The organism is Cryobacterium sp. SO2, from assembly GCF_026151165.2.
In the GTDB taxonomy this organism is placed as follows: Bacteria; Actinomycetota; Actinomycetes; order Actinomycetales; family Microbacteriaceae; genus Cryobacterium.
Window position 1 is genome coordinate 1,299,831 of record NZ_CP117849.1, and the last position, 16,770, is coordinate 1,316,600.

The window sequence follows — 16,770 nt, forward strand, 5'->3', positions numbered from 1 at the left end:
TCATTCTCCCTTGTCGTGCGCGCCGGCGGCGGCTTCGTGTCGTGCGGTGACGGAGGAGGCGGTGGCGGCGCGGTCCGCCGGCCGCATCGGGATGCGCGCGCCGGCGAGCAGGACGGGTCCGGTGGCCGGAGCGTCGTCGTCGGGTTCGTTGACGCTGACGCCGAAGTAGTCGGCGCCGGTCTGCACGGCGCCGGTCGGTACGGCAGCGGTCGCTGCCGCGTCGCGCTCAGCGGGCCAGGCCGGGCGCGGCTGGCCACGCTCGAGAACCTGCACGATGGCCGGGTCGGGGGTGGTCGGCGCGTTCACGAACGAGCGGAACCGGCGCAGGCGCTCCGGGTCTTTGAGCGTCGCCGCCCACTCGTCCTCGTAGCTGCCCACGTGTGCCGACATCGCGAGTTCGAGCTCGGCGGCCAGGCCCAGGCTGTCGTTCACGACCACGTCGCGCACGTGCTCGAGTCCGCCGGGCAGCTCCTCCTGCCAGCGCGCGGTGCGCTGCAGGCGGTCGCCGGTGCGGATGTAGTACATCAGGTAGCGGTCGATGTAGGCGATCAGGGTGTCGTCGTCGAGGTCCTGGGCCAGCAGCTGGGCGTGCGCCGGCTGGAAGCCGCCGTTGCCGCCCACGTAGAGGTTCCAGCCCAGCTCGGTGGCGATGATGCCGATGTCCTTACCGCGGGCCTCCGCGCACTCGCGGGCACAGCCCGAGACGCCGAGCTTGAACTTGTGCGGCGACCGCAACCCGCGGTAGCGCAGCTCGAGCTGGATGGCCATGGAGACGGCATCCTGCACGCCGAACCGGCACCAGGTGCTGCCCACGCAGCTCTTCACGGTGCGCAAGCTCTTGCCGTAGGCCTGGCCGGATTCGAAGCCGGCGTCGACGAGGATCTTCCAGATCTCGGGCAACTGCTCGAGCCGGGCACCGAACATGTCGATGCGCTGGCCGCCGGTGATCTTCGTGTACAGCTTGTACTCCTCGGCGACCTCGGCGATCACCTTGAGCTTGGCCGGGGTGATCTCCCCGCCCGGGATGCGCGGCACCACCGAGTAGGTGCCGTCCTTCTGCATGTTGGCCAGGGCACGGTCGTTGGTGTCCTGCAGGCCGCCGCGGCCGGCATCCAGCACATAACCGTTGGTCTGGGTGGCCAGGATCGACGCGATCGTGGGCTTGCAGATGTCGCAGCCGAGGCCGGTGCCGAAGCGCTCCATGATGTCGTCGAACGAGGTGAGCTGCAGGATGCGCACGCTCTCGAACAGTTCGCTGCGGCTGAGAATGATGTGCTCACAGAGGGCCTTGGAGACCTCGATGCCGGCCTTCTTCAGCTCGGTTTCAAGGATCTTCTTGACCAGGGGAACGCAGGAGCCGCACTGGGTGCCGGCGCGGGTGCAGGCCTTGAGCGGGCCGAGTTCGGTGCAGGCCTCGCCGTGGTCGCCGCGGATGGCTTCGCGCACGGCGCCGACCGAGACGTTGTTGCAGGAGCAGAGCTGCACGTCGTCGGGCAGGTCGGTGCCGGCGGGCGGTTCGGCGCCGGCGGCGGAGAGGTAGGCGCCGGGCTCTGCGGGCAGTTCCCGGCCGAGCAGCGGGCGGAGCGAGGTGTACGGCGAGGCGTCGCCGACGAAGATGCCGCCGAGCAGGGTTTTGGCGTCGCCCGTGACGACGATCTTTTGGTACAGGCCGCGGGCCGGGTCGGCGTAGACCACCTCGAGGCAGTGCTCGGTGCGGCCGAGGGCGTCGCCGAAGCTGGCGACCTCCACGCCGGAGAGCTTGAGCTTGGTGGCGTCGTCGATGCCGGGGAAGAGCGCTTCGCCGCCGTGCAACCGGGCGGCGGCGACCTCGGCCATGGCGTTGGCTGGCGCGACCAGGCCCACGCAGACGCCGTTGATGTTGGCGACTTCGCCGATCGCCCAGATGCCGTCGGCCGAGGTGCGGCAGTCGTCGCCGATGACGATGCCGCCGCGCGGACCGAGCTCGAGGCCGGCGGCCCGGGCGAGTTCGTCGCGCGGGGTGATGCCGATGGAGAAGACCACCAGGTCGGCGTGCAGCTGGGTGCCGTTGCCGAGGGCGACGCCGAGCACCCGGCCGGTGGGGGAGCGCAGGATCTCGGTGGGCCGGGTGCCGAGAGCCAGGGTGATGCCCTGCGCACCGATCAGCCGGCCGAGCGCCTGACCGGCGCCCTCGTCGAGTTGGGCGCTCATCAGCCAGTTGCCCGAGTGCACGAGAGTGGATGCGGCGCCGAGCCTGGCGAGCCCGCCGGCGGCTTCGAGGCCGAGCAGTCCGCCGCCGACAACCACGACGTTGGCCGGGCGACCCAGCCGTTCCTTGAGCCGGGCGACCTCGCCCACGAGGAAGTCGACGTCTTCGAGAGTGCGGTACACGTGGCCGGCCTCTGCACCGGGGATGGGCGGCACCGTGGCGGCCGAGCCGGTGGCGAAGACCAGATCGTCGTAGTCGATGCGCTCGCCGTCTTCGAGGGTGATGACCCGGGCATCCGCGTCGAGGCCGGTCACCTTGCTGCCGCTGCGGTAGCTGATCGACTCTGAGTCCCACAGAGTTGTGTCGCCGAGAGTGAGGTCTTCGGAGTCGACGAGGCGGCGGGACAGCGCCACCCGGTCGTAGGGGAGGTGCGGCTCCTCGCCGAACACCGTCACGGTGTGGGCGGCGGAACCGGGCCCGGCGGCCGTGGCGCGGGCGGCCATCGCCTCGGTGAACCGGTGGGCGGCGGGGCCGCCGCCGATCACCAGGACGCGTCGGGGCGTGCCGGAGTTATCCGAGGCGGGGGTGACGTTGTCCATGGGAGGCCTTCCAGGTGGTGAGCTGTTCCGTCAGCCTAAAAGTCGGCGATTTCCCTACCGTGTCGCCGGAGTAACGGAGTGTGACGGGCGCCTCACGCAGTGGGGGGAGCACTGAGAGGTCTTCGTTACGCGATCGTCACGGCCTCGCACGATGGCCGACACGCGGGCTGCTTACCGTTGACATCAGGACCAGCTCACCCCACTTGCTCACAACCACTGGAGGACCCCGTGCAGACAACCACCGACTCGCACGACTCCACCGGCACCGCCGCCGAGTGGACCAGCGTGTGCGACTTCGACCGCCTCGAACCACTCTGGGGTGAGGCCGCGTTGATCGACGGCGTGCAGATCGCCCTCGTGCTACTCCCGGACGGCAGCCTCTTCGCGGTCTCCAACCAGGATCCGGCCACGGGCTCGTTCGTGATGAGCCGCGGCATCGTCGGGTCGCGCGGCGCCCGGCCCACCCTGGCTTCCCCCCTGCACAAGCAGGTCTACGACCTCGAAACCGGCGAGTGCTTCACCTCGGCCGACTACGCACTGCGCACCTTCCCGGTGCGCGTCGACCACGGCACGGTTCAGATCCAGGTGCACGAACAGGCCCAGGTGAACGAAGAGGCTCAGCTGGGCACAGCGGCGCCCGTCGACGTGGAGTTCGCGGCCGCATGATCAGCGTTCCGGTGCGCACGGGCCCGGTGCGCACGGCCCAGAGGGGTCTCGCCCCGGTTCTGCTGGCGACCTCGCACGGCACCAGCGACCCGGCCGGCCAGCGCGCCGTGCTGGCCCTCGTCGAGGCCGTGGCCGCAGCGGCGCCGCAGCTCACCGTGGTGGGCGGCTATGTCGACGTGCAGAGCCCGGATGTGCCCACCTGCCTGGCCGGGATCGCCGCCGGTCCGGCCGAGGGCGGCAGTTCAGCCGACCGGCCCGTCGTGATCGTGCCGTTGCTGCTCTCGGCCGGGTACCACGTGCGGGTCGACCTCGCCGAGGCCGCCGCAGAGGCCGGCCAGCCCGTGCGGGTCACCGGGGCGCTCGGCCCCGATCCGCGGCTGGCGCGCATCCTCGCCGACAGGCTGTGCGAGCTCGACCTCCAGCGCGACGACACCGTGGTGCTCGCCGCCGCCGGTTCCACCGACGCGAACGCCGTCACCGACTGCCACACCCTCGGCGAACAGCTCGCCGTGGTTCTCGGCCGGCCCGTCACCGTCGGCTTCATCTCCGCCGCCCAGCCCCGCCTGGCCGACGCCGTGCTCACCGCCCGCGCCGGCGCACCCGGCCGGGTCGTGGTGGCCACCTATCTTTTGGCGCCCGGCTACTTCGCCGGCCTGGCCGAGAACTGCGGCGCGGATGCCGTGAGCCGCCCGCTGCTCGTAGACGGAGAAGCACCGCCGCGGCAACTCGTTGACGTGGTGCTCGACCTCTACGCGTCGGCCTCCCGGCTGGAGCAGGCGCTCGCCGGCCTGCCCTGGTCGTTCAGCCCCCGCCCCTGACCAGTCGAGGCGACCGGGTCTGTGTGTGGCTCCCACTCGCTGGTCGAGCTCGTCGAGACTTCGTGACCTGCGTGTGTGTCGCGAGTTCCACTTCGACAGGCTCACCCCTGAGCGCCACCGCGCTCATGTGTCCGACATGTAACAGCGGCCTATCAGAGCCACCCGGCGGGGGTGACAACACGGTGACCAAAAGGTAACTGACCCAGCCTTCCACCGAAACACCGGATGCGTAGCGTCAGTGTCACGCAGCCAGCGCAGCACTCCCGGCACCACATTCTTGAGGAGAACCTGATGACCCCGACGACCAGCGCCCCACCCTCCCCGTTCGCCACGGACACAGTCGGCACCGACACAGCCGTCCCCGCCGCATCCGCCGAACTGGTGCACCGCCCGGGCCGGTGGATCGACAACTGGAACGCCGAGAACCCGACGCAGTGGGCCAATGGTGGCAAGGCCATCGCCTCCCGCAACCTCAAGTGGTCGATCTTCGCCGAGTTCCTCGGCTTCGTGATCTGGCAGCTCTGGAGCATCGTGGTGGTGCAGCTGCCCAATGCCGGCTTCACCTTCGACACCGGCCAGATCTTCTGGCTCATCTCGATCCCCAGCCTGGTCGGCGCCACCCTGCGCTTCCCCTACACCTTCCTGGTGCCCAAGTTCGGTGGCCGCAACTGGACCATCATCTCCGCGGGCCTGCTGCTCATCCCGTCGATCGCCCTCGGCTTCGCGGTGGGCAACCCGGAGACGCCGTTCCCGGTGATGCTGCTCATCGCCGCGCTCGCCGGCCTCGGCGGCGGCAACTTCGCCAGTTCGATGTCGAACATCACCTACTTCTACCCGCAGAGCCAGAAGGGCTGGGCACTCGGCCTGAACGCCGCCGGCGGCAACCTCGGTGCCGCCGTGGCCCAGCTGGTGGTGCCGATCGTGATCACCCTCGGCGCCCTCGGCACGCTCAACCTTCCGCTGGCCGGCTTCTTCTGGGTGCCGTTCATCCTGCTCGCCATGTTCGGCGCCTGGAAGTACATGGACAACCTCTCCAGCGCGAAGGCCGACTTCGCCGGTTCGATCGCCGCCGTCAAGGAACCGCACCTCTGGATCCTCGCCTTCCTCTACATCGGCACCTTCGGTTCCTTCATCGGCTTCGCCAGCGTCTTCCCCAAGCTCATCGCCGATCAGTTCCCCGAGTTCTCCACCTTCCACGTCGTCTCGGCGTCGCTGTCGCTCGCCTTCCTCGGTGCCCTCACCGGCTCGCTGGCCCGCCCGTTCGGCGGCCGCCTGGCCGACCGCTTCGGCGGCGCCCTGGTCACGGTCTCGGCCTTCGCCGTGATGGCCGTCGGCGCGGTGCTGGTGAACCTGGTGCTGCCGCTGGGCAACTTCTGGCTGTTCCTGGTCACGTTCCTGCTCATCTTCGTCGCCACCGGCGTCGGCAACGGCTCCACCTACCGCATGATCCCCAGCGTCTTCGCCGCCAAGAGCGGGGTCGCGGATGCCCACAAGAACTCCGGCGACGTCAACACGCAGCGCAAGACCGCGGCGGCCCTCGGCCTCATCTCCGCGATCGGTGCCTACGGCGGATTCATCATCCCGCAGGTGCTCGGCTTCTCGAAGACCTCAACCGGTGACTACTCCAGCGCAATCTACGCCTTCGCCGGTGCCTACGTGGTGATGATGGCCGTCACCGCGTTCGTCTACCTCCGCCGGGGCTCCTCGGTGGCCGGCCACCGCATCTAACTCCCGCACAATCTCACCCCGCACCTCCCGCACCTCCCGCACATCCCGCGAAAGCGGTCGTGTGGTCGCCTCAGCACCGCCGAAGCAACCACATGGCCGCTCTCGCGGACTTGTATCGCACATTTGAAGGGCCACACCGTGAATGCCGTCGACACGCACTGCCCGTACTGCGCCCTGCAGTGCGCAATGACGCTCACGCCCGCCACGCTCACGCCCGTTTCGGCAGCCCCCACCCGACCCGCGGATGCGATCAGCCTCCCGGTCACCATCGCCGGCCGGGCCTTTCCCACCAACCGCGGCGGCCTCTGCAAGAAGGGCTGGACCGCGGCCGAACTGCTCGGCTCGGCCGACCGCATCCGCGAACCCATGCGGCGCCAGAGCGACGGCAGCTTCGCCCCGGTCTCCTGGGCAGACGCGCTCGACCTCATCGCCGAGAAGCTCCGCGCCGGCCGCGCCGAGTTCGGCGCCGACTCCGTGGGGGTTTTCGGCGGTGGCGGTCTCACCAACGAGAAGGCCTATCAGCTGGGCAAGTTCACCCGGCTGGCCCTCGGCTCCTCCCGCATCGACTACAACGGCCGGTTCTGCATGTCCAGCGCCGCCGCGGCCGGCAACCGGGCCTTCGGCCTCGACCGGGGCCTGCCGTTCCGGGTCGAGGACCTCGACGCGGCCGACACCATCCTGATGCTCGGCTCCAATGTGGCCCAGACCATGCCGCCGTTCATCGGCCACCTCGACGGCGCCCGGCAGGCCGGCGGCCTCATCGTGGTCGACCCGCGCCGCACGGCCACCGCCCGGCTCACCGACGACGGCGCCGGCATGCACGTGCAGCCGGCCCCCGGCACCGACCTGGTACTGCTGCTCGGCCTCACCCACCTGGTCATCGCCGAACGCCTCGCCGACACCGACTACCTCGCTGGCCGCACCACCGGCTTCGACCAGCTGCGCTACAGCGTGGCCGGCTGGTACCCCCAGCGGGTGCAGGAGCACACCGGCGTTCCGGTCTGGCAGCTGCGCGACCTGGCCCGCCGGCTCGCCGCCGGGCGGGGCACCTACATCCTCACCGGCCGCGGCGTGGAGCAGCACGTGGACGGCACCGACACCGCAACGGCCGCCATCAACCTCGCCCTGGTGCTCGGCCTGGTCGGCACCGAGCACTCCGGTTACGGCACCCTCACCGGCCAGGGCAACGGGCAGGGCGGCCGCGAACACGGCCAGAAATGCGACCAGCTGCCCGGCTACCGCAAGATCACCGACCCAGCCGCCCGCGCGCACGTTGCCGGGGTGTGGGGAGTGGAGCCGCACAGCATCCCCGGCGCGGGCATCCCCGCCGTCGAGCTGCTGGGCGCGCTCGGCATGCCAGGCGGCATCCGCACCCTGCTCGTGCACGGCGCCAACGTCGTGGTCTCCGCGCCGGATGCCGACAGTGTGCGGCAGGGTCTGAAGAACCTCGATTTCCTCGTGGTCTGCGACTTCTTCTTCTCCGAGACGGCAGCCCTGGCGGACGTGGTGCTGCCGGTGACGCAGTGGGCCGAGGAGGAGGGCACGATGACCTCGCTCGAGGGCCGGGTTCTGCGCCGCCGACGCGCGATAGAACCGCCCGCCGGTGTGCGCAGCGAACTCTGGATCTTCCAGGAGCTGGCCAGCCGGCTGAACGCCCCCGGGGTCTACAGTGCCGTGCCCGGCGAGGTCTTCGACGAGCTCTGCCGGGCCTCGGCGGGCGGCATCGCCGACTACTCCGGCCTCGACTACGCCCTGCTCGACGCGGGGGAGCCGGCATACTGGCCCTACCCGGCCGGATCCGGCGGCACGCCGCGCCTCTTCCTCGAGAGATTCGCGCACGACGACGGCCGGGCGCGCATCGTGGCCGTCACGGCCCGCTCCGTGACCGCGCCGGCTCAGACACAGGGCGCGCTCACCCTCATCACCGGCCGGCTGCTCGAGCACTACCAGTCCGGTGCCCAGACCCGACGGGTGCCGGAGCTCGCCGACGCACAACCGGAAGCGCGCATGCAGGTGCACCCCGCCACGGCCGCCGGGCTCGGCCTCGTCGACGGCGGCTGGGCCGAACTGGCCAACGAACGCGGCATCGTGCGCTGCCACGCGCAGCTGACTGCCGACATCCGGCCCGACACCGTGTTCCTGCCCTTCCACTTCCCCGCCGACCAGCGCGCCAACCTGCTCACGGCCGGGGCCACCGACCCGATCTCCGGCATGCCCGAGTTCAAGCGCACCGCCGTGCGGGTGCGGGCGATCGATGCCCCCGACCAACCGGCCACCGACCACGAGAGGGTGATGGCGGATGCCTGAACTGACCAACCCTGGGCCGACGGCCCCCGAGCGCATCGTCGTCGTCGGCTACGGCCCGGTGGGCGCGCGGTTCGTCGATGAAATCCTGCCGCTGGTGGAGGCCGGTCTGGCGGAGCTCACCGTGGTGGGCGCCGAGGCCGTGCACGCCTACAACCGGGTGCTCCTGGCCGACTACGCCGTGGGCAGCACCCACCGCGACGCCCTCGACCTCACCGACGGCGGGCGGGCGCGCGCCGCCGGCGCCACGATCCTCACCGGCACCAACGTCACGTCGGTGAACCGCACCATCCGCACCGTCTCGCTGGGCGACGGCAGCACCCTGCCCTACGACAGGCTCGTGCTCGCCACCGGTGCGCGCGCCAATGTGCCCACCCTCGACGGTGTCAAGCGGGTGCGCCGCGGCCTGATGAAGCCCGGTGCGGATGCCGGCGGCCTCGACTCCTCCGAGGCCCCGTTGCCCCGCGGCGTGAGCGCGCTCCGCGACCTGGCCGACGCCGCCACCGTGCTGGCCGCCGTGCAGGCCGGCAAACGCATCGTGGTGCTCGGCGCCGGGGTGCTCGGCATGGAGATCGCCCTGGCCGCCGCGGCGGCCGGCGCGCAGGTGTGCGTGGTCTACCACGGCGAGATCCCGATGAACCGTAATCTCGACCGCGGCGCAGGCTCGGTGCTCACCCGTGCAGCCAGGCAGGCCGGCGTCGCCATGGTCAACCATGCCCGCGCCGAAAGCGTTTTGTTCCACCACGACGACGACGGCGTCGAGCGCTTCGAGGCGCTCATCTGCGCGGACGGCAAGCAGATCAGCGGCGACCTGCTGGTGCTCTCCTGCGGCGTGGGCGCCCGCACCGAACTCGCCCATCTGGCCGGCCTGCCCGTGTCGACGGGCATCCTGGTCGATGAGTCGTTGCAGAGCTGGGCGGATGCGTCCATCCACGCCATCGGCGACTGCGCACACGTGGCCGCCCGGCCCGCCGACGCCGACCTGGGCGCCGCCTGGAACGGCGCCAGGATGGCGCCGGCGGGTGGTCCGTCCGGCCTGATCGGGCCGGGCTGGCGCCAGGCCGACCGGCTGGCGGCGCGATTCACCGCCGAGATCACCGCCGGCATTCCCGCGGGCCGGGGCGCTCCGCGCACACCGGCGGTGGCGGGGATCGCAGACCACACGTCCGTCGGAACCGATGGCGGCAGTCTGGCGGCGGGCGACTCGGCCACCATCGCCGCGGAGCCGGCTGTCGCGGCCGAGCCCGGCGCATCCGTCGTGATGCTCAAGGCCGAGGGCATCGACGTGGTCGCCGCCGGTGACACCTCGGCCGACCCGTTCGACGCCGCCCTGGCCGAGACCGACGCGCACGCACACGGCTGCGCAGCCGGTGACCAGGCCCCGCTGGCCGTGGCACAGTGGGCGGACCCCGAGCACGGCCGTTACGTGAAGATGGTCACCCGCGGCGGCATCCTCACCGGGTTCGTCTGCGTGGGCATGCCGCGCACCGGCGCCGAACTCACCCTGCTGTTCGAGCGCGGCAGCGAACTGCCCGCCGACCGGTCGGTGCTGCTGCGCTTCGACGGCCCGGACTACGACCCGGCCGCCGCGGGAGACGCGTTTGCACCCGAGTCGACGGTGTGCTGGTGCAACGGCGTGACCGTCGAGGCGATCACCACCTCGGCGCGGGCCGGCAACGACACTGTGGCCTGCATTGGGGCGGCCACCCGCGCGGGTACCGGCTGCGGCGGCTGCAAGGGCCGTATCGGCGAGGTCCTCGAGCGCTTCGCGGCCCAGACTGTGGCCTGAGCGTCCAGCGCAGCCTTCCCCAGTCGCCGAGAGCTCCTGCGCCGAGCCACCCTCCGCCGACTTGCTTCAAAGTGCCCCTTCAGCGCATCCGAAGGGGCGCTTTGGCGGAAGTCGGCGTAGCGCCCTCCGCCGACTTGCTTCAAAGTGCCCCTTCAGGGCATCCGAAGCGGCACTTTGGCGTAAGTCGCGCGGTGCCGTCAGGCGCTTCGCGGCCCAGAGTGTGCCCTGAACGTTGCCGAGTGCTTGCCGTGCGCCACGGATGCTGATAGCCCTGAAGGGGTAACTCCAGTGTTCTCCGGGTGCCGGCGCGCGAGCGCTCGGCGGTTCCGGCCGGTGAAGGGATTCCCAGGATGACGCCCAAAAAAGTGACCACCAACCCCGCGCACGATACCGGTGCGGCGCGGGAGAAGAGCCCTGTGCACCTGGACAACGCCGATGAGGCGGGGGAGACGACCCTGGAGATCGGCTCGCCGAAGTCGTGGGCGGCGGGCGTTCCCGGGGTGCTGCACTCCACCATCCCGGCGTTGGAGCAGATGGGCGTCACCCGCAGTCGCAAGACCCTGCTGGCGATGAACCAGAAGGACGGCTTCGACTGCATGAGCTGCGCCTGGCCCGACCCCACCCACCGCAAGACCTTCGAGTTCTGCGAGAACGGCGCCAAGGCCGTCACCTGGGAGGCGACGCCAATCACCATCGGCTCAGAGTTCTGGGCCGAGCATCCGGTCAGCGACCTGCTCGGCCGCACCGAGTACTGGCTGGGCATGCAGGGCCGGCTCACCGAGCCCGTCTACAAGGCCGCCGGCGACGACTACTACCGGCCGGTGAGCTGGAACGAGGCGTTCCGGCTGCTCGCCGACAAGCTCAACAGCCTCGACTCGCCCGACCAGGCCGCGTTCTACACCAGCGGTCGCACCTCCAACGAGGCCGCATTCGCCTACCAACTGTTCGTGCGGGCGTTCGGCACCAACAACCTGCCGGACTGCTCCAATATGTGCCACGAGTCGTCGGGCTGGGCGATGGGCCAGACCATCGGCATCGGCAAGGCCACCATCACCTACGACGACTTCGGCAAGGCCGACCTCATCATCGTGATGGGCCAGAACCCGGGCACCAACCACCCGCGGATGCTGACCGCCCTGGAAGAGGCGAAGGACAACGGCGCCGAGATCGTGGCGGTCAACCCCATGCCGGAGGCCGGGCTCAAACGGTACAAGAACCCGCAGCGGGTGAAGGGCATCATCGGCCACGGCACCGGCATGGCCGACCAGTTCGTGCAGGTGCGGCTCGGCGGCGACATGGCGTTGCTGCAAGCAGTGTCCAAGCGGGTGCTCGCCGCCGAGGCCGCCAACCCGGGCACTGTGCTCGACCACGAGTTTCTGCGCGAGCACTGCCAGGGCCTCGAGGAACTTACCGCGCATCTCGCCCAGGTCGACGAGCAGGCCGTGCTCGAGGCCACCGGGCTGCGCACCGCGGAGATCGACGAGCTCGCCGCCCGGTACCTCCGGGCGGAGAAGGTGATCATCACCTGGGCGATGGGCCTCACCCAGCACAAGAAGGGTGTCGCCACGATCAAGGAGATCATCAATCTGCTGCTTCTGCGCGGCAACATCGGCAAGCCCGGCGCTGGCGCCTCGCCGATCCGCGGGCACAGCAATGTGCAGGGCGACCGCACCATGGGCATCTGGGAGCAGATGCCGCCGGCGTTCCTCGATGCCCTGCAGCGGGAGTTCGGTTTCGACCCGCCGCGCGAGCATGGCACCGACGCCGTGCAGACCATCACCGGTCTGCAGAACGGCGACATCAAGGTCTTCGTGGCGCTCGGCGGCAACCTCGTCTCGGCGATCAGCGACACCCAGGCAGCCGAGGCCGCGATGCACGGTGCGGAGATGACGGTGCAGGTCTCCACCAAGCTCAACCGGTCGCATGCCGTGGTGGGCGACGCGGCGCTGATCCTGCCCACGATGGGCCGCACCGAGATCGACCGGCAGGCCACGGGCGTGCAGTTCGTGTCGGTGGAGGACACGGTGTGCGCGGTGCATCCGTCGTGGGGGAAGGTGGCCCCGGTATCAGCCAGCCTGCTCTCGGAGGTGGCCATCGTGAGCCGCCTGGCGCGGGCCGTGCTCGGCACGAAGGTGAACGTGGATTGGGTGGGCTTCGAGCGGGACTACGACCTGATCAGGGAGCACATCTCGCACGTCGTCGCGGGCTGCGACGACTACAACAGCAAGATCCGCCGCGAGGGCGGCTTCCTGCTGCCGAACGGGCCGCGGGACTCCCGCACCTTCCCCACGCCCACCGGCAAGGCGATGCTCACAGTCAACGACCTCGAACGCCTCGAGCGGCCGGCCGGCACCCTCATCCTGCAGAGCCTGCGCTCGCATGACCAGTTCAACACCACCATCTACGGGCACGACGACAGGTATCGCGGCATCAAGAAGGGCCGGCACGTGGTGTTCGTGAACCCCAACGACCTCGTGGAGCTGGGCCTGGCCGACGAGCAGCTGGTGGATATCCACGGTGTCTACGACGACGGAGTCGATCGGGTGCTCCGCGGCTTTCGGGCGGTGGCGTATCCCACCGCCCGGGGCTGTGCGGCGGCGTACTACCCGGAGGCCAATGTGCTCGTGCCGCTTGGCCAGGTGGCCGAGGGCAGCAATACGCCGGTGTCGAAGGCCGTCATCGTGCGGTTGGAACCGGCTCGCACAGCGGATGCCGTGTTGAGTTCCTAGGCGAGCTACTGGGCGGTGTGCGCCCACCCGTCGTCCCTGCCGCCGTCGCCGGTGTTCCGCGTGGCCTGTGTGGCCACCTCGACGGCGCGCTGGACGGCTTCGGTCACGGCCTGCTTGCCCGAGGTGCGCGTCATGCCGGCCGCGTATCCCACCAGAAAGGTGCTGATCGGTCCGCCGTCAGGGCCCACGGATCTGGCCGTCTCGGCGGCCAGGCCGAGCAGCAACGGGTAGTCCACGTCCAGGTCGAGAATCTGCAGCGCCTGGGTCAGACGGCGACTCAGATCATCGAGCCGGCCCGGGTCGTCAGCGGGGGTCGTCATGGGTCTCCTTCTGGCCGGATGCGGCACGATTCGCGCGCTCCAGGAATAGCACCATTCCGGCTGCGCGGCAATCAGTCCGGAGCGTGGGCTCGGGGACGAATCGGGGGCTGCCGTGCTCCGCCCACTCCTCCACAAGTGGCCGATCAGAGATCTTTTCCACACCCCCTTGGAGAGGGGTTGGAGTGTCGGTGGTGGGTGCGATTATGAACGCATGAGCAGCCCAGCAGAGCAGTTCCCGCCCGATCCGGATGACCCGGACCACGACACCCGCGGCCCGGATGCCGGCGCCCACGAGCACGCCCACCGACGACGCCGCACCCTGCAGGAACAGGCCCGGACAACCCTGGCCAGGAAGGTCGCGAAGGCCCAGAAAGCCCATCGGGGCATCGCGAAGGCGAACGCGAAACGGGCCCGCGCACTGGCCGATTTGCAGCAGTGGAGCAGCGACCCGGTGAACGCGAAACTGCTCAACCCCGACTACGCCCTCGAGCGGGCGCGCGGCCCGGTCCTGACCGACGCGCAGGCGAGCCCGCGGACGATCGCGGCGTGGGAGGATCAGGAGATCGCCCGCCGCACGGTGACGAGCGAGGTCGCCTGTGCCCTGCACCTGGCCGATCGCACCGCGGAGAACCTGATCGGCGAATCGTCGATGTTCGCCGGGCCGATGACGTTGACACTGACGGCGATGAGCCGGGGTGAGATCAGTTACCGGCACGGGCAGGTGTTGATGGAGCAGCTCAGCTTCATTCCGCTCGAGGAAGCCGCGGAGCTGGTAACAGAGCTGTTGCCCGCGGCGAAGGACCTCACTGTGGGCAAGCTGAAGGTGAAGGCCCGGCGGTTGCGGGAGCATCGGCACCCGGAAACCCTCACCAAACGTGCCACAGCCGCCGTGGCCGAGCGCGGGGTGTGGTGGGAGGGCCGACCCGATGGCATGGGCACTCTCACCTGGTACGGCACCGCCGAGCAAACTCAGGCCGCGCACGACCGGCTCACCCGCATCGCCCAGGCCACCCAGGACGCCGAACGCCAGGACGACAACATCCCGGAAGACCGGCGCCGCACGATCGGCCAGATCTGCGCCGACGCGCTGGCGGACCTGACCCTGGACGGCGTCACCCCGACCGGCACCGGCGGCGGCATCCACGGGCAGGTGATGATCACCGTCCCGGTGCTCACCCTGCTGGGTCGCACCGAGGAGCCCGGTTTTCTCGAAGGATACGGGCCGATCCCCGCCGACGTGGCCCGGGAGATCACCGGTGGAGCGCCCAGTCTCACCCGACTGCTCACCCATCCGGAAACCGGTGCCGTGCTCTCCGTCGGGAAAGAGCATTACACCGTCCCCGCCGACCTCCGCCGCTGGCTCAGACTACGAGACGGCACCTGCCGGTTCCCCGGCTGCACCCGGCCGGCATCCCGCAGCGAGATCGACCACACCACAGCGTGGGAGCACGGCGGACCCACCGACTACGACAACCTCGCCCACCTCTGCGGCCCCCACCACCGGCTCAAGCACCAGACCCTGTGGTCGGTCGTGCAGGAACCCGGCGGGGTGTTGGTCTGGACCTCCCCGGCCGGCGCCACCCACCGCACCTACCCCGAAACCACCCTCGGACCACCACCCACACTGCCCCCACAGCCGGCCACACAGCTGGACACGCCGACAGAAAGGCCCGCACCGGACCGGTCCTCGAGCGAGCCGCCGGAAGATCCACCCTTCTGACCTGTCCTGGCAGGGCAAGATGAGCAGATGCGCAGCATCGAATTGACCTTCGACCTGGCGACCGAGGCCGCCTTCACAGCAGAGTGGGCGGCCCTCCAGGACGCGGGACTTCCCAATCTGGGCCGGCATCAGGGCGCGAGCAATCGACCACATCTCACCCTGGCTGCAGGCCCGGCGCTGGAGATTAAGGACGCCCTGCAGGCAGTGTTCGGCCCGGATCCACAGCGGGCGGGGGCAGTGCTGCCGGTTGACCTCCGGGTCTCCGGCGTGGTGCTCTTCCGGGCGGGCTCCGGCCGGTTCGTGCTCGCGCGTCCCGTGGTGATGACCAGGGCACTGCTGGAGCTGCATCGAGCCGTTCTCGAGCTGGCTCCCGGGGCAGTCGAGCTGACCCAGCCCGATCGGTGGACGCCGCACGTCACCCTGGCCCGTCGGCTCAGCGCCGATCAGGTCACCGAGGCTCTCGCAGTTCTCGGCGAACCGCCGGCGGTGGGGTCCTGTGTTGCGGCGCGGTTCTGGAACGGCGAGACGAAGACGCTGACTGCTCTGGCGGGCTGACGGGGGATCGCCGCGATCGGCGGGGCGGGCTACCTGACGTAGCTACCAGGGCAGCGGAAGTGTGGCCACAGGTTCGGGCGCGCAGGCGCCGCCGGGCGGCACGACGGCCACGCCGTCGGCCTCGGCGAGCCCGCGCAACATGCCGGACCCCTGCCGTGCCGTGGGCACCGCGCCCTCCTCGGTGAGCCGGTACGCCACCAGGCGGGTGGACCCGCTGAGATTGGCAACGTCGTGGGCGAGGGCCACCCGGCCGAGAGTCGCCAGCGGGCGCCCGAGCATCCCGTCGATCAGTGGCATGCCCAGGCTGGCCAACACGAGCATCGCCGCCAGCGGGTTGCCGGGCAGGCAGAGCATCAGGCGCCCGTCGGCCAGGCGGGCGACCATCACAGGGTGGCCGGGGCGCATCCGCACACCGTCGATCAGCACGGTGGCCCCGAGCGCGGCCAGAGCTGCACGCACATGGTCGGCCGGGCCGCGGGCGCTGCCGCCGGTGCTGATCACGAGTGCGCCGGTGCTCGATCGGATCGCCGCGGTGGTCTGGTCGAGGTCGTCCGGCAGTCGCCGCAACGCACTGACGTGCACACCCAGGCCGGTGAGCAGGGCTGGGAATTCGGGGGAGTAGGCGTCCCGCACCTGGCCGCGGCCGGGGATACCGGATTCGATCACCTCGGTGCCGAGCAGCAGCAGCTCCACGGTCGGCGTCGTCGTCACGGTGAGGGAGTCGTGACCGGTCACCGCCGCCAGCGCCACACGCGGCGCGGTGAGCAGACAGCCGGGCTCGAGCATCAGTTCGTCGAGTCCGCATTCCTCGCCGCGGGCGCGCACGTGCTCGCCCGCCGCCGGCTCGTCGGCTCCCGCCAGGGCGGAGCGCGTGAGCGTGGCGCGGCCCGCCGCATCCGCCCGACCGACCACACCGTGCTCCGAGCGCAGGATGCCGTGGGTCCCGGCCGGCACGCAGCCGCCGGTGGCGATGGGCCGGGCGGTTCCCGGGGCGAGGGGCTCGGTCGCCGGCGGGTCGCCCGCGAGGATCGGCTGGCCGAGCAGCCACGGCTCCTCGCCATTGACGGCCCAGCCGTCCATGGCCGAGGACGCGAAGCTCGGCAGCGCGGTCAGCGAGTGCACCGGAATGGCGAGGGTGCGTCCGACGGCCGCGGCGAGCGACACGACCTCCGTGGCCCGGGGCATCCCAGCGCCGAGCCCGTGCACGCTCGTCCTGGCCTCCAGCCACTCCATCAGCGGACGCCCCATCGGCAAGCCCTGCCGTCGGCACGGTTCGCACCGGTGCGGTGGATCGTGGGCATGGCGCGCTCCTCGGTAATCGTCGACGACGGTGTCGCCTGGGTCAAGGCTAACC

11 protein-coding genes are annotated in these 16,770 nt (G+C 70.6%); 8 read left to right on the plus strand and 3 right to left on the minus strand.

Annotation, left to right across the window (positions count from 1 at the left end; genetic code table 11):
* Entirely contained in the window at positions 1-2,787 is a 2,787-nt protein-coding gene (gene nirB / locus BJQ94_RS05970; RefSeq protein ID WP_265397741.1) for a nitrite reductase large subunit NirB, read from the minus strand.
* A 228-nt stretch (positions 2,788-3,015) separates the two neighbouring features.
* On the opposite strand from nirB, the gene nirD reads away from it, so the two are divergent.
* The 6 genes from nirD (at position 3,016) to BJQ94_RS06000 (ending at position 12,821) form a co-directional block, all read left to right on the plus strand.
* A complete protein-coding gene (gene nirD, locus BJQ94_RS05975; protein ID WP_265397742.1) occupies positions 3,016-3,453 on the plus strand; it encodes a nitrite reductase small subunit NirD in 438 nt (145 codons plus the stop codon).
* Positions 3,450-4,271 carry a CbiX/SirB N-terminal domain-containing protein gene (locus BJQ94_RS05980; RefSeq protein WP_265397743.1) on the plus strand — a complete coding sequence of 274 codons (822 nt, stop codon included), beginning with the start codon at positions 3,450-3,452 and terminating at the stop codon, positions 4,269-4,271. Before nirD ends, BJQ94_RS05980 begins: the two co-directional genes overlap by 4 nt.
* A gap of 291 nt (positions 4,272-4,562) precedes the next feature.
* Complete coding sequence (locus BJQ94_RS05985; RefSeq protein WP_265397744.1) at positions 4,563-5,999, plus strand: MFS transporter; 1,437 nt, start codon at positions 4,563-4,565, stop codon at positions 5,997-5,999.
* 138 nt (positions 6,000-6,137) lie between these two features.
* Positions 6,138-8,306: a molybdopterin oxidoreductase family protein gene (locus tag BJQ94_RS05990; protein ID WP_265397745.1), complete on the plus strand. Its 2,169-nt coding sequence runs from the start codon at positions 6,138-6,140 to the stop codon at positions 8,304-8,306.
* Positions 8,299-10,092, plus strand: a complete 1,794-nt coding sequence (locus BJQ94_RS05995) for an FAD-dependent oxidoreductase (protein WP_265397746.1) — start codon at positions 8,299-8,301, stop codon at positions 10,090-10,092. Before BJQ94_RS05990 ends, BJQ94_RS05995 begins: the two co-directional genes overlap by 8 nt.
* 350 nt (positions 10,093-10,442) lie before the next feature.
* A complete protein-coding gene (locus BJQ94_RS06000) occupies positions 10,443-12,821 on the plus strand; it encodes an FdhF/YdeP family oxidoreductase (protein WP_265397747.1) in 2,379 nt (792 codons plus the stop codon).
* Between the two features lie 5 nt (positions 12,822-12,826).
* Here the strand turns inward: BJQ94_RS06000 and BJQ94_RS06005 are convergent, their stop codons facing one another.
* The gene (locus BJQ94_RS06005; protein WP_265397748.1) at positions 12,827-13,141 is read right to left on the minus strand and encodes a DUF6457 domain-containing protein; all 315 of its coding nucleotides are present in this window, start codon (positions 13,139-13,141) and stop codon (positions 12,827-12,829) included.
* A 211-nt stretch (positions 13,142-13,352) separates the two neighbouring features.
* Between BJQ94_RS06005 and BJQ94_RS06010 the strand changes: the two genes are divergently transcribed.
* Together BJQ94_RS06010 and BJQ94_RS06015 are read left to right on the plus strand one after the other, a co-directional pair.
* A complete protein-coding gene (locus tag BJQ94_RS06010; protein ID WP_275875569.1) occupies positions 13,353-14,861 on the plus strand; it encodes an HNH endonuclease signature motif containing protein in 1,509 nt (502 codons plus the stop codon).
* A 27-nt stretch (positions 14,862-14,888) separates the two neighbouring features.
* The gene (locus tag BJQ94_RS06015) at positions 14,889-15,416 is read left to right on the plus strand and encodes a 2'-5' RNA ligase family protein (RefSeq protein ID WP_265399044.1); all 528 of its coding nucleotides are present in this window, start codon (positions 14,889-14,891) and stop codon (positions 15,414-15,416) included.
* A gap of 42 nt (positions 15,417-15,458) precedes the next feature.
* Here BJQ94_RS06015 and BJQ94_RS06020 read toward each other — a convergent pair whose 3' ends face one another.
* Positions 15,459-16,664 (minus strand): molybdopterin molybdotransferase MoeA, encoded by a 1,206-nt coding sequence (locus tag BJQ94_RS06020; RefSeq protein WP_265399045.1) that lies wholly within the window; start codon positions 16,662-16,664, stop codon positions 15,459-15,461.
* Positions 16,665-16,770: the final 106 nt, after the last annotated feature.